General features: G+C 54.9%; 13 protein-coding genes and 1 tRNA gene. 5 read left to right on the top strand and 9 right to left on the bottom strand.

Translation table 11 applies throughout. From position 1 onward, the window contains the following. Positions 1-205 precede the first annotated feature (205 nt). Positions 206-295 (top strand) — tRNA-Ser (locus FHR98_RS13955). Positions 296-572: 277 nt separating this feature from the next. Here FHR98_RS13955 and FHR98_RS13950 read toward each other — a convergent pair. The 7 genes from FHR98_RS13950 to FHR98_RS13920 form a co-directional block, all read right to left on the bottom strand. Continuing rightward, positions 573-1514 carry a Csu type fimbrial protein gene (locus FHR98_RS13950; protein WP_183417347.1) on the bottom strand — a complete coding sequence of 314 codons (942 nt, stop codon included), beginning with the start codon at positions 1512-1514 and terminating at the stop codon, positions 573-575. Then, positions 1508-1906 carry a hypothetical protein gene (locus FHR98_RS13945; RefSeq protein ID WP_183417346.1) on the bottom strand — a complete coding sequence of 133 codons (399 nt, stop codon included), beginning with the start codon at positions 1904-1906 and terminating at the stop codon, positions 1508-1510. Before FHR98_RS13945 ends, FHR98_RS13950 begins: the two co-directional genes overlap by 7 nt. 10 nt (positions 1907-1916) lie before the next feature. Further along, on the bottom strand, positions 1917-4247 hold the full coding sequence (locus FHR98_RS13940) for a fimbria/pilus outer membrane usher protein (protein WP_183417345.1): 2331 nt from the start codon (positions 4245-4247) through the stop codon (positions 1917-1919). A gap of 34 nt (positions 4248-4281) precedes the next feature. Next, positions 4282-5076: a fimbrial biogenesis chaperone gene (locus tag FHR98_RS13935; protein ID WP_183417344.1), complete on the bottom strand. Its 795-nt coding sequence runs from the start codon at positions 5074-5076 to the stop codon at positions 4282-4284. Positions 5077-5088: 12 nt separating this feature from the next. Continuing rightward, complete coding sequence (locus FHR98_RS13930; RefSeq protein WP_183417343.1) at positions 5089-5643, bottom strand: Csu type fimbrial protein; 555 nt, start codon at positions 5641-5643, stop codon at positions 5089-5091. A gap of 5 nt (positions 5644-5648) precedes the next feature. Continuing rightward, positions 5649-6212, bottom strand: a complete 564-nt coding sequence (locus FHR98_RS13925; protein WP_183417342.1) for a Csu type fimbrial protein — start codon at positions 6210-6212, stop codon at positions 5649-5651. 115 nt (positions 6213-6327) lie between these two features. Further along, positions 6328-6876, bottom strand: coding sequence for a Csu type fimbrial protein (locus FHR98_RS13920; RefSeq protein WP_183417341.1), 549 nt, complete (start codon positions 6874-6876; stop codon positions 6328-6330). A 264-nt stretch (positions 6877-7140) separates the two neighbouring features. Between FHR98_RS13920 and FHR98_RS13915 the strand changes: the two genes are divergently transcribed. Together FHR98_RS13915 and FHR98_RS13910 are read left to right on the top strand one after the other, a co-directional pair. Then, positions 7141-7596 carry a response regulator gene (locus FHR98_RS13915; RefSeq protein WP_183417340.1) on the top strand — a complete coding sequence of 152 codons (456 nt, stop codon included), beginning with the start codon at positions 7141-7143 and terminating at the stop codon, positions 7594-7596. Between the two features lie 152 nt (positions 7597-7748). Beyond that, positions 7749-8441 (top strand): response regulator transcription factor, encoded by a 693-nt coding sequence (locus FHR98_RS13910; RefSeq protein ID WP_183417339.1) that lies wholly within the window; start codon positions 7749-7751, stop codon positions 8439-8441. A 205-nt stretch (positions 8442-8646) separates the two neighbouring features. Here the strand turns inward: FHR98_RS13910 and FHR98_RS13905 are convergent, their stop codons facing one another. After that, complete coding sequence (locus tag FHR98_RS13905; protein WP_183417338.1) at positions 8647-9186, bottom strand: putative pterin-binding protein; 540 nt, start codon at positions 9184-9186, stop codon at positions 8647-8649. A 233-nt stretch (positions 9187-9419) separates the two neighbouring features. Here FHR98_RS13905 and FHR98_RS13900 point away from each other — a divergent pair, with 233 nt between their 5' ends. After that, positions 9420-10799, top strand: a complete 1380-nt coding sequence (locus FHR98_RS13900) for a sensor histidine kinase (RefSeq protein ID WP_183417337.1) — start codon at positions 9420-9422, stop codon at positions 10797-10799. A 121-nt stretch (positions 10800-10920) separates the two neighbouring features. On the opposite strand, the gene FHR98_RS13895 is transcribed toward FHR98_RS13900, so the two are convergent. Beyond that, complete coding sequence (locus FHR98_RS13895) at positions 10921-12444, bottom strand: ATP-binding protein (RefSeq protein WP_183417336.1); 1524 nt, start codon at positions 12442-12444, stop codon at positions 10921-10923. Between the two features lie 318 nt (positions 12445-12762). Here FHR98_RS13895 and FHR98_RS13890 point away from each other — a divergent pair. Further along, positions 12763-13154 (top strand): DDE-type integrase/transposase/recombinase (locus FHR98_RS13890; RefSeq protein WP_367575442.1); only part of this gene is annotated, 392 nt, incomplete at its 3' end.

Here is a 13154-nt window from a genome sequence, read left to right as displayed (position 1 = left end):
AATCCAAATCCTCAGTGCCCGTGAGGCCGTCGCACTATAGCCATGGACCCGAGGCTGTCAACGGATTTTGGCGAAGAATCTTCATGATGTCCGATGACCCTTTCAACGGCTTGCAGCCGGTGAAGGCTTGGGGTAGTGTCCGCGGCGCTTCGGCCAGGGCATGATGATTACCTGGTATCGCTCTTCGAATGCAACCTATCTCAGCGGAGGGGTGCCGGAGCGGTTGAACGGGGCGGTCTCGAAAACCGTTGTGCGCGAAAGCGTACCGAGGGTTCGAATCCCTCCCCCTCCGCCACTCACCCCCGTCTCTCTCGAAGGTTTCGGAATTGCTCTGAATTACCGCGTGTTTTCAGCGGGTTACCTAGGGGTTGGCCTATCAGAGACGCACCGCGGACCCCAGATCTGCCGAAAATATAGCCCGAGTCTCAGTAGGCTCTTTGAGACGGTTGGCGCTGTCAGAGAAATCACCTTGAGCAAGGTCGGGCGATTTCGTAGCGTCCAGCCATGACACCACCCACATTAATCTTTGGGAAAAAGTATCCGACCAAGAGCGACCGTCCCCGCCCACATAGTCAGTATTCCACCACTATTCGCACTCTGTCTTCATAGAGGCCTGCCGCCAGGGAACCTTGAGACGCGTCTACTTTTGCCAGCAGATTGAAGGACTGAACGAATCCGCTGCCCAAGCCACTGAGGGAATCCTTCGCCTTTGGGCCGACCGGTGTGACGCCATCTTGCGCAAAAATATTATACTTCACGCTGCCGCCGGCACCGACCATTCTCCGCCGGCCTCCGGACTGATTGTCGCCGCCGTCAAGATATAGCTTGTAGCTCTGTTGCAAGGTGCAATCGATTGAAATGGGCACGTTCAGGGGGTCGACTGCACTCATGAGCGTTGCCGTGCCAAAATCATAAAGCTCGGCGGCGGTTATCCCGCAGACTGGCGATACAACCAGCGTGATGGTCAAGCTGACAACTTGGTCACCGCTGCTTCGCGTGACGCAGGTATCACCTGCCCCCCCCAGATCACAAACATCCCACACCCAACGCAATGACAGGCTGTCGCTATAGCTGCCGGCGGGCACGTTCCCCAACGCGGTCGTCAGATATATTGGAATCGCTCCACCGGCTGCCGAGAAAAGACTAAGAAGCTCTGAGCCGCCAAACGCTACGGTGTCGTTCACGTTAAAAGGCTGGCTGCGCGCAGAATCGAGAAACAGCGCGAATGGAAGGCTTCCACCGGATCCGTTGTTCAATGCCAGATTGTTTGTCGATCCCAGAAGCGTGGCCTCGATGCGATCCTCCGAGCCCACACTTGCCAGGACGTTGCAGGAAAACCCGGTCGAAAGCGTAAAATCGACCTGTGTGTTCTGCAGCTGATCCGAGGGGATCGCGCCGATATCCTGGGTCGAACTGGACACAGAACATTCAGCCCGCGCGCCAGCAGAAAACAGAAGCAACACAAGGGCGACTATCGCGCCAAGGCCTGGATTGCTGATTGGATTTCTTACCATGATATGGTGGCTCCCTGGCCGGAATCAGTGCGAGGCGGGCGTACGAGATGGAAGGAATTGGGGTCCGTGCAGCCCACGAAAAGAGAGCCGTCGATGAAAGAATGTCGCTTACGATAGCTGGAAACCTCGGCACTGAACTTAGGTAATGCCAGTTCCTCTAATCGTTCGACGATACAGGTTGGGGTGATCTTGAATTCTACTCCCAACATGCCAACCGTCCGCAAACTGCTTGTTTGGCCGGGAAGTTGCTGCGGATTTAGATCGAGCACGCCCCCCTCGGTCTGAGCACGAGCGACATTGAGCATCCAGCCTGCAATCGGTAAACCGCAAAGGACGGCTATCAGAAGCGAGGGGAAGAGGTGTTTCAAAAGACGTGGGTAAAAAATGGACATCTCTGTTCCCTCATTCGCTACAACTAAAAGGCCCAAGGGTGGGAATGGTTCCGGGCGCAGCCTTATAGGAAATGACCACTTTGCAGTCGGCAGCGTCGTTGCGCCGCACCAAGAGTGTGGTTTCTTCTTCGACCCGTTCCAGGAACAAGCGCCCCTCCCAGCCGACGTAAAGGTTTGCTTCCCCACCATCCATGTTCACGACCGTTCCGACATCAAGCGGCTTGCCTGTCGAATCCTGCAGGATGACGACAGCCGATTGTGAAAGCGCCACGTTGAACTCTGTCCGAACGCCGCTCCGTCTGGCCGCCATAATGGTCTTGCGAGTCTCCTCGACCGAAACATCGGCAGGGAGGTCAACCGGGTCGATCGACAGATTTGTACGGTTGTAGGATTGGACCCAGGGAACCAAGAGATGGCCGTTGTCATCGGTGGTGCCGACGAGCTGGTTCTCCAACAAGACCGGCACGTCCTCATAGCCGTTGGTGCTAACCAAAGCGAAGGAATCGCTGATCTGGTTGGTTGGGAATACAGCGCCATCCATAAATACCAGCGAACCCCGGGCTTCACCCCAAACAACGGGCTCGGACGGCTCCCCATAGGCTCCTACGTAGGTGTCGATAAAGCGGCTCTTCCAGTTCAGGTTACCTTGAAAGAATTTCTCATCGCCCCATGTGCCGGCAAGTCCACCGCCCAGGCCACCGGTGATGGGTGCGGATTTCGAGTACGCCAGAGTGGAGGACAAATCGCCGTCACGCGCGTATCGGGTCCGTACCGAGCTATTGCCGTACGATCCCAGTGGAATTGAGAGTCCGACCGACACGTTCATGCTTTCACTATCATGCAAGTCGGCATTTGCAGAGGCGTAGAGGTTGACCCCTTCCCAAAGCCGTGGGCTGTACGAAACATTCACGATCTCTGAGAGATCACGCTCGTTATCTTCGACGCGGAAGTAACCCGCGCCAAACGTTCCAAAATTACCTAAATTGAGCGAGCCCGTTACCTGCGTCGACCGTTTACCCAAGGGAGACCCGCTCTGCCGTCCAAGGTCGAAGTAACCAGCGCTCCGCTCAATATGCTGCACGCCGATTGAGAAGTTCCGGCTGGAGAACTGGTACCCCAACCCGAGCTGCAGCCCTTGGTCGTCCCCGCGCCCGGCTGCAATTGAGGTGTTGATGATGCCCATATTGCCAAGCTTGACGACACCTCCCACACCGGCGTTCTGCACATCCTCCGAACCCTCGACGTGTGCCTCGGCGGTTAACCAGTCAGTCAACCCGTAGCGCATTGTCGCGCTACCAACAGGCGTCGTGTCATAAGTGAAGGAGCTCAGACCATACTCCTCACGCAAAAACCCACCTTCGACGCTGAAATCGAAGAGGCCCTCGCTCAGCAACTCGTTGGACACATAGAATGAAATGGTTTTGGAGACCTGACGACCGAGAGCGTCTGTCACGACGATTTCGGCGTCACCCAAACCGTTGATCACCGTGTTGGATGGAATATCGAAAGGTCCCGGAACGACCTCCCCGGAATAGACCTGAGAGCTGTTGATGAAGACATCGACCGACGAGGGAACAACAGCCTGACCGGAAAAGTCGGGCAAAGGATAGGTGATAAGGCTTGGTTGCAGACTGAAGTCCTTGGAAATCTGGAACCCACCCAAGCGAAGTGACCGTGACCAGACCTGCGACCCCGTCACCAGGTCACCAGCCCGGAATTGCAGCATGCTTTCCTGGTCTTCCAAGGCCCAGTAAGTGTCGTACCGCAGATACTCCTGATTCAGTTCGCCCTTGTAGTCCTCGAAAAAACGAAACACTCCCGTAGTTGAGATCGAACCGAAGTCGTTGAAACCGCGCACCTCGTTCCAAAGGCTTGCGGAGGAGGCCTGTTCGGTTCCTCCGGTCATATAGAGATCATAGCTCAGAACACCACCGGCATCGCGCTCGGCCCGCATCGGTTGAACGCGGTTCCGGCTGTTGAGTGTCTGTCTTGGCAAAAGGTCCGGGTCCGCCTGGATCATCAAACGCTGCCCTTCGACATCGTAGGAGGCCGTTACGCCCGGCAAGGAGTTGGCGTCTACCTGGGAATCCGGAGACCCTTCAAGAAGCAGTCCAGCCTGCATCAGGTCGCCCAGGGTCACGATCAAGCTTTCGCCGTCCCGTCTGACTTCCACGAGGTCTCGTAGCGACACTTCATTCACCACCAACTCAAGGTAAAGGAGCGTGGCTGCTTCAGCGGCTTGAGGTGCCTCAGAAGCCTGTGCATGGTTGAGCGACGCCATTCCTGTGGTTATGGAAGCCACGAGGAGCCGCGCGATTATCGCCTGGCAGAAATGACGCATCAGACACAAGCCTCCGAAAAACTGGGTTGTCAGATCAATTGATGAGGAGAAGTTCGACGGAATTGACTTCCGCTACGAGACTGGCGCCGGGGCGGAGCGCAGAGATCGCCGAGGGCATAGGGAACTGAACTTCTTCACCCGCCAACACGTAGCCAAGGAGCCCCTCTGCAACTGGTACGGCACGACCATCCACACCCCGAACACGGAGCTTTGTTATCCGGGCGTGATAGGAACCACCGTTAAACACTTTCAACGCTGGCTGACCGTCGCTTGAGGTGACCACAGTCGTTTTCAGATTCCGACTCAAGTCGTTTGCCAGAACCTGACGCTGTTCGGGATCGGCGGCGTTGAGCTCCGGTCCACCCACAAACAGAGGAACCGAATACCGCATTTGAAAGGATACGTTGCCTGCGGAACCTTCGCCGACCCCGCTTCGCGGAATCTCATCTACCAAAACCCGGTAAGGCATCTCACCATCGCTTGATTGACCACGATTGGTGTCGACGAGGCGAACGATCTGCCTACCGCCGGCCGGGATCACAACATAGGGGGGGCTGGCAATGATCTCACTTTGGTCGACCAGAGTGTCCTGGAACCCACCGCTAACCCAACGCTTTATGCGAACTTGGATTGCAATGTCACTGTCGCCAAGGTTGTTGAGCGTCAGCAGCGTGGCCGGCTTTTCTGAACCAATGTTCAGGCTGATGGGCGAAATCATCACGGATGCTGCATTGCCAAGGGAGATGGCATAGCAAAAGGTGATCATTGTAAGGACCATGATGACGAACATCCTGATCCGAAACTTCACACTTCCATTCATTCCAAACATATCGCGTACCCCTTAAAATGTAACGGTCACTAGGACCCTGTCGGTGTAGATTCCGGGCGCCGGCAATGTGACCGAGGTCACTAGGCGCGCATGGACCGGGAAAACCTGCTCAGAGCCATCGGCAACGGCACTTTGACCGGGTGTGTCACCCCAGACGGTCGTCCGGCCGGCATCCCAATACAGTTGGTAGTCAAGCGTTTGCCCGATGTCGGCGTTCAACAGCTTGCGGTCTACCGTCGACGGCCCATTGAGGCCGGCATCAATCGCCATCGTGAAGGCCGTGCCTGGTGTGCAGGTGACGACAACACCACCTGCTCCTGCCCCACCGGTCGCGTCGATCGGATTGGACAGATCGCTGACTTGTCCAAAGTCGATCAGGCCAAGGCTTGTGGGATCGGTAGCACCTACACCCAACGCGCAGCCCTCTACGACTTGAATCCGGAATACGACCTCTTTGGTTTCGGTCAATGACTGAGCGGAGCTCCGACCAATCAAGACCATGACCGATGCAAGCAACGCGGATACAAAGAAGAGGGCGCTGAAAGCCGTGCTTGAATTCTGCTTCATAGCGTTCACCATTTGACCGTGATGCCAACCCGGTCGCTGTAACGACCAGGGGCAACCAGTGCGGTTGTCGGATAAGTCTTTGCAAAAACAACGTGATCGTCAGGCGCACCGCTACCGATAGCCTGCTTTCCCGTGCTATCGTTCCATAGGTTGCTGTGCGCTGAATCCGTGTAGAGATCGTAGGCAACAGAGGTGCCGTCCAAGACCATGTTCCGGCGCCCCGCATTGGCGTTATTCCCGCCGTCCATTAGGATCGTGTAGGCCTGTCCCTGCGAACAGGTAACCGTGATCACACCGTCCTGCCCACCACCTTGGGTGGTTACCGAGTTTGAAAGATCGCTTTGATCGCCGAAGTGCAGTTGGCCGAAATCAATCTGACCATCGGTAAGGATGGGGCCGGCAACCGCGCAGCTCGACACCACTTCCGCCTTTAGGTCGATCGCCGACATCGCCGTTTGCGCCCAGGCCGGACCAACCGGAGAGCCTGTTGACATCGCCAGCACACAGCCGAAGCCCAGGCCAGCGACCTTCACTGCCAGGTTTCGAATTTTGTGCAATGCATGCGGCATGCCTAACCTCCGTACTGGCTTTGACTTCAAGCCATCGTTTGGGATTTTTGTCTCAAGGGAGAGAATCTCGGGCCGCCCAGTGACGAACCCGAGATCTCGATAGGAGCGGTTTCGCTTACCAGCGGACGGTCACGCGGACCGTATCTTTGTAAGATCCCGCTGACGGCGTGGTCTGGCCGCTTGGAATACGTCCATGAACTACGTACTCTTGCGCTGCGCCTGTGCCGGTGGACTGCAGCTCACCGGCGGTGCCAATTTGGCCCCAAACCTGTGTATGCGCTGCATCCTGATAAAGCTCGTAGGCAACGAACTCTCCAGAAACCACGCCCGACATGCGGCGCGTGTTGGCCCCGGACTGGTTCTGGCCCAAGTCGATCCCAATCGCGTAGGGAAGACCCGTGTTACACGTCATCTCCAGCTGGTTCGCCGATGTGGTCCCCGAAGATTCCGCATCAATGATATTGCTGAGGCTCGCTTGCGACCCGAAATCGACCGTGCCCCACTGGTTTTCGCCGCCGGAAGTGTCGACGTTGACGGCACAACCCGTGCCGATGTCCAAAAGGACATCCATGTTGCCGCGCAATTCGCCTGCGGCCTCGGCGTTACCTACAGCAGCCAGAAACCCAACGGCTCCGACAACTGCGAATTTGTAGTTTGCATTCATTTTCTTACTCCTCTGATACGACAGCCATTTGGCTCGCAGAAAGGACCATTCATTGGAATAAGAAGAAAATTTTTAACTGTTTTAAATATTAGCCACTCTATTTCTATCGCTCCGCGTAGATAATTTTCTAAGACCTGCGGAATTATAGATTTATTATTAAAAAACATCTGAATATTAAAAACACTTAATCAGGTTACTTGTTTTCTATTTTTTACGATCTTCTGGACAAATGAATCATAGGGTCGCAGCTGGAGAGGCCAAAGAATGTTTGGAAATGAGCACTTTGTGAAAACGAACCAAAAAGCGGCGGTGTTGATTGTCGACGACAATCCACTTACCCGCCGATCGGTCAATCTGTGGCTGACCCGTGCCGGGTACCGCGTTGCCGAAGCGGAGACCCCCTCAATTGCGATTCAAACTCTGCAGCGGGATACGTTTGACGTAATCCTCGTAGATTACGACCTGCCGCAGATGTCGGGCGCAGACCTGACGCAGAACATTCATGAGCAACATCTCGCCGCCAACCGGCCGGCTATCATATGTATGACCGGCGCTCGCCCGGACAACCTGGGGAATGGTTGCGCCTACGACGATCCGTTCACCGCTTGGATCGATAAGCCATTCGAACTTTCAAGCCTGGAAATACTGGTGGAAACACACGGTTCAGCACCGTTTAAGCCTTTGCAGGCAAAGGTCGACCCGACGGAAGCAAAGACATGAGAAAAATGGAAGACCATAGGATGATTGCAGTTCCCAACACGGCCGATCTCGGATTTTCTGGGGTCAAATCTGCCGAAGTTTGCTCTAATGAGCAAAAATCGATAATGGGAAGTAGGTTGGCAAGATCATCACAAGATGGACAGGAAACAGGGATGCAGAAGTATATTTGGGTGCTGGAAGATGAAGAGCAGATCGCTCGGTCGGTCAAACGCTACCTTGAACGCGAAGGCTATTTGGTGTCGACTTTTGACAAAGTAGCCAAGCTCCGCGCCTCAATCTCGGACGAACTGCCTGATGCCTTCATTTTGGATATCAACCTACCCGACGGCAACGGTGTCGCCCTCACCCAAGTACTTCGGGAGCTCACTGACAAGCCGATCCTGCTGATAACCGGTCGGGCGGATCTAGAAGACCGGATTAAAGGGCTTGATGCCGGTGCCGACGACTACATCCTGAAGCCATTCGATCTGGAGGAATTGGCCGCCCGTTTGCGTCGAAACATCTCACGCAGCGGTTCAACCGGCGAATGGCGGACCGGTGAAATCGTGGTCGACGACATTACTTTGGATCGAACTGCAGGAAAGTTATCGCGCAAGAACGGGGCGGTCATTGATCTAACAGACTGGGAAGTCAAACTTTTGCATTACCTGATGTCCAGCCCCAACAAAGTCGTTAGTCGTGAACATCTCTATGAGTTCGCACGCGGGAGAATTCTGGACCCGGATGATCGATCCCTGGACGTTTATATTCACCGGATTCGCAAGGCGTTGAAGATCCTCGATCCCAACAACGAGCGTGTACGAACGGTGCGCGGCGAGGGATATGTTTTTCTGACCAACGAATAGGCCAGACATGGCTCCCGGGTTGCAGTTACTCCGCGCGACGGCGCGTAGCCGCAATACTAGGCCGGGGTGCCAGCAAGCCTGAGATGGCATTTGGTGCATCTGACTTTTGCAGGAGCGCTTTTGGAAGAGGCTAGCGTCGGTACGGCGTCCGGCCATGGTGGGGGGCCAAGCCGGACGCCGTCCATTCGCTTCAGATGAAGCGCGTCTAGTTCATTTCAAGCCGGACAAGCTGCCAGACCCAACGGGCATCGACAGCGGATTGATTCAAATCAGTGTAATCGTCTCTTGGGTAGACGATCCACAAAGGCCCTTTGTCGCGAAGCGTTAATTCTTGGCCGTCCATTTCGGTAGCAAGAATCACGTCATAGGAAACAAAATCCGACATCGGGATAGAAACCCGATAGTCGTTGGCTGCAACCGCCTCAACAGTTTCAAAAGCCTGCTCTTCTTCGGCGGTCAGCAGGTCACGGACGAGGGGCCCTTTGAACACCTTCACACCATCGGTCCAAGCAGTCGACGTTCGGATGGTCTGCTGTTCTAACGCGGCAAGATCGGCTCTATCGTAACGGCGTAGGTTGTCGCCGGACTCATCAGTCGAAATTTCCAGGAGAACCTGCTCCGCCGAAGCTGAGACCGTGAACGCTGCAACAGCGAGGAACGCGATAAGGGGTAGAAAGGCAAAAGCCAACGCCGGCGATTTCGAGGCCCGGCGGCGCTGCAGGACTGCTATAGGAAAACTACTCATCAAACTGGCGCCTTTCATCTAGGTAAAATTGGAGGTGGTGAGGATGTCGACATAGTGCGTCGCATCGCCACATAAGACCGACAGGTTACCTGCTAAGCAGCTTATTAATTGTTTTTAAGATGGCGTTCAGGTGCCGAGGTTTTAGCGTCGCACCCAGGCTTGTATGCAACGCCTGAGCTAAAAAAACAACCGATCCGCCGGCTCGTGTCTACCTAGAAAGAAAGAGTCATTCCTTGACGAAGCAAGCGCTCCTATCCGCATTGCCACTGCCAAAAGTGACATACACGTTAGTCGCGATCATCATTGTGGTTTGCATCTCGCTGGGCGCCTGGATCAGTGTGGGAATCACAAGCGCGCAAAGATCGTTGAATCAAGCGCCTCACGAGCGGATCGACTACCACCTGTTCCAGCTCGAAATCGAACTATATCGCCTTGTCGGCGCCATCGATTCGACGATCCGTCAGATCGAAAAGGGGCGCCTTGTGGAAGGCGGCGCCGGCAGTATGCTTTATCAGCGATACGCCATATTCTGGAGCCGGATTGATATTTTCAATGAGGGCCAACCCGCTGCGATGATTGGCCAGATCGAGAGCGGCAACGACCTTGTTTCAGGCTTGGAAGCGCTGCTGCTCTCAAACGAGCGGGTCGCGATCTCAAAAAATCCCAAAATAGCCGAACTCCAACCTCTCAGGGCGCAATTGGAGCCCTGGGGCTTGAAGGTACGGAATGTGGCGCTTGGCGGTTTGTTCCTCGAAAGCCAGGTAATGACGTCCCTGTATTCGGGCCTAAAAAGGAAGTTTCAGTACATTCTCGGTCTGGGTTTCGTACTGTTCGGCGCCATCGCCACGCTGATTGTCTTCGTAATCAGTTCATCGCGTGCGAGAGAGCAAGCCCGCAAGAAAATAGAAAGCCAGCAAAACGCCATAATCAGTATGTCCAGCGGTACCGCGCACGAATTCAATAATCTGCTGATGGCAATTCGCTCGACCGTCGAAATGGCTCGTCTTGAGACCCTCGATGGGAACCGGGAGCAGGCACTCCAGGATCTCGAAGCGATCCATGAAGAATCACGGCGCGGAGTAGATTTGACGCAACGCCTGTTGCGATTTATCGGGCACGCTCCGACGGATGTTCGGTCTTTGCCGGCAAAGGAACTCTTCGAGGCGTGCACCGCCGCCGCGGAGACTATTATCAAGCGCAACTCCTTTGACGCGAAGCCAACCGGGAGTGACCTGAGGTTGCGGGTCGATGTTAGTGGTTTGACAACGGCAGTAAGCTATCTCATCAGCAATGCCGAAGATGCTACAAACAACGGCAACATCACTTTGGCAGGCAGCTCGATATCCCTTCGTCGGACCGCCGCGAAATCCCTTGGTCTTACCGAGGCGAACTATTTTGTACTATCGGTGTCGGACAACGGAACGGGAATGACGCCCGAAGTGCTGGCACATTGCCGCGAGAGCTTCTACACAACGAAAGCTGCGGGAAGAGGCGCAGGGCTTGGCTTGGGGATCGTGTCGCGAATTGCCGAGGCAAACAACGGTGCTATCACAATCGAAAGCAAGTCCGGCAGAGGCACGCGCGCGAGCATATATTTACCCGTCTCAAACTAAGGCTGCGCTTGCTCTTGTGCCTCGTCCGGCACGGGCACCGGACCACAAGCCTTCTTCAGTGTGCCACTTGAACGGCTCAAATCGCTCCCGTTCATTGCACCTCTGACATAGCGCCCGGAGATTATGACAGGGTGGCGGTTGCAGCGGGCAATAGAATCCGGATCGTTGTTCCCTTTCCCTCGATACTGCTGATCGACAACTCACCCTTCGATGCTTCAACCACCCCCGCTACCATAGGCAGCCCAAGGCCCGTACCCTTTCCTACCTCTTTTGTTGTGTAGAAAGGCACGAGAACGTTTGAAAGGACCTCCTGAGACATCCCAACACCGGTATCGACCACTAGCAGCTCGACCCAATTCTCGTTCTTCTCATCACCTGAAGTCGTGCGCCTAGTCGCGCCCGCGACGGAGAAGGCTATCGTACCACCCGTTGGCATCGCGTCCTGAGCATTACGGACGAGGTTTAGAAGCGCCCCTTTAAACTCTGCTACGTCAAGCCTGACTTCGTCATCGGAAACGTCATCGCTTTTCAATTCTATCGTAATGCTCGCACCGACCATTGGGCGCGCCATTATGAGGGTTTGTGCTATGAGCTGGCTCAGCTTCACCGTTTGCGGGCTGAGTTCCATCTCGCGGCTATAGGCCAGCAACTGCTGTGTTAGCCTTTGACCTCGCTTGGTCTCGCCTTTTAGCAACGATACATCTTCGAGGGTTTGCTCGCTCAAGGTATCATCCAGCTTGATGACATCCACAGTGCTGGAGATAGCCATTAACAGATTATTGAACTCATGGGCCACCCCGCTTGAAATCATTGACAGCGCCAAGGATTTCTCACGATCCAGCATTTCCGCCTGTAGTTTCGCGTTGTCCTTGGTGGCTTGAATTAACCGCTCCTGCGCGGACAAGGTCATGTAGAAGCCGATAAACACCGCAACACCAGTAACCATTGGCGCCAAAATCAGTAAGAGCCAGTTCGAAGGGTGGGCGAGGAATGTGCCCCCAATCACCCAAGAACCGTTCGGCAGTAGAATTTCCAGCGAACCGTCGCGGCGATCCCAATCCTCCTCGGTGCCAAACACCATATCACCGCTTTCGCCTCGCCCATGCTTGCCGCGAACAGAGATGCGAAACGGATCGGATTTCTCTGTCTCGAAACGTCCAAGCAGGTCCGGGCCTAGAACAGCATCGGCCGAGACGAGAACAGTGGCAAACCCCCAAAAATTCTCTATGCCCGTACGTGATGTCACACCCTCAAGGAAGATTGGCAACCGGGCGATAATGGCGCTGCCGCCCTGAATCAACGTTAACGGTCCGGCGACGATGAACTCGTTCCGGCTAATGGAATCCAATACTTCTTTTACACGATTTGGGTCGGCAACCAGATCATGTCCGATAGCCTTTGCGTTCTGTTCCTTGTTGGTGATGTACGTAACCACAGCATCAGGCGCCAGCTGCAAGCTCAAAACGCCTGGGACACGCTCCTCTAGAGCGGTGGCGAAGCGCTCAAACTCCGCTTCAGTGAAATCGCGGTTTGATTTTACGAAACTGGCAAGGGCTATCGGCAGGCTGAGCTTGTTGAAGAGGCTTAACTCGATCCTGGCGCGCGTCGCCGATAACTGATTGGTGAGTTGGCGCTGCCGATCCAAAGATCGCTCTTCGGTTATCGCGCTGGTCGTGACATACACCAGGGAGGCGCAAATCAAAGCAGCTAATAATGAGTATAGCGCGGCATTTTTAAACATATTTTCTACAACCAACCTAAATCAAGAAGCGTTTCGTCCCACTGGAGTACCAGCTTTCATGGCCTATTGGGGTCTTTTTTACTTTTTTTCACACGCGCGAAGATGTCAGAGCAATAAGCACCGCGGCGCCCAAGGCGACGTTCTAGCGCCAAATCATGAGCAAACGCAGCCCATTCCGATACTTCAAGACCAGCCCCGAGATCATTCGCCTGGCGGGTCATGATGTGCATTCGGTTTCCTCTCTCACTTCAGAAGGTAGAGGATCTTCTGCGCGAGCGCGGCATCAATATCAGCCACGAGACCGTGCGCTTTTGGTGGCAGCGGTTCGGTCCAATGTTCGCAGCCGAGATCCGTAAGCGACGGATCCAGAGCATGCGGTCAAGCCTCTGGCGATGGCACCTGGACGAGATGATCGTGAAGATCATTGGCAATGCCTACAGACAGGAATGTAGCCGCTGGCTGAGCAATCGCGCTGAGAATTCGCATCTGCGATTCCGACGACGGGAGCAAGCTATGCTGCGCTTCAGGCAGATGCGAAGTTTGCAGCAATTCGCCGCCGTTCATGCCTCCGTCTACAACCTCTTCAACTCAGAACGCGCCCTTTCTTCTCGAAC

Origin of the sequence: Limibacillus halophilus (assembly GCF_014191775.1) — a bacterium.
In the GTDB taxonomy this organism is placed as follows: Bacteria; Pseudomonadota; Alphaproteobacteria; order Kiloniellales; family CECT-8803; genus Limibacillus; species Limibacillus halophilus.
This window is presented reverse-complemented; position numbering and strand designations above follow the sequence as displayed.

Excerpts from the sequence above, each read along its gene's own strand:
- FHR98_RS13950 (WP_183417347.1), bottom strand. The coding sequence starts at position 1,514 with ATGGTAAGAAATCCAATCAGCAATCCAGGCCTTGGCGCGATAGTCGCC.
- FHR98_RS13945 (WP_183417346.1), bottom strand. The coding sequence starts at position 1,906 with ATGTCCATTTTTTACCCACGTCTTTTGAAACACCTCTTCCCCTCGCTT.
- FHR98_RS13940 (WP_183417345.1), bottom strand. The coding sequence starts at position 4,247 with ATGCGTCATTTCTGCCAGGCGATAATCGCGCGGCTCCTCGTGGCTTCC.
- FHR98_RS13935 (WP_183417344.1), bottom strand. The coding sequence starts at position 5,076 with ATGTTTGGAATGAATGGAAGTGTGAAGTTTCGGATCAGGATGTTCGTC.
- FHR98_RS13930 (WP_183417343.1), bottom strand. The coding sequence starts at position 5,643 with ATGAAGCAGAATTCAAGCACGGCTTTCAGCGCCCTCTTCTTTGTATCC.
- FHR98_RS13925 (WP_183417342.1), bottom strand. The coding sequence starts at position 6,212 with ATGCCGCATGCATTGCACAAAATTCGAAACCTGGCAGTGAAGGTCGCT.
- FHR98_RS13920 (WP_183417341.1), bottom strand. The coding sequence starts at position 6,876 with ATGAATGCAAACTACAAATTCGCAGTTGTCGGAGCCGTTGGGTTTCTG.
- FHR98_RS13915 (WP_183417340.1), top strand. The coding sequence starts at position 7,141 with ATGTTTGGAAATGAGCACTTTGTGAAAACGAACCAAAAAGCGGCGGTG.
- FHR98_RS13910 (WP_183417339.1), top strand. The coding sequence starts at position 7,749 with ATGCAGAAGTATATTTGGGTGCTGGAAGATGAAGAGCAGATCGCTCGG.
- FHR98_RS13905 (WP_183417338.1), bottom strand. The coding sequence starts at position 9,186 with ATGAGTAGTTTTCCTATAGCAGTCCTGCAGCGCCGCCGGGCCTCGAAA.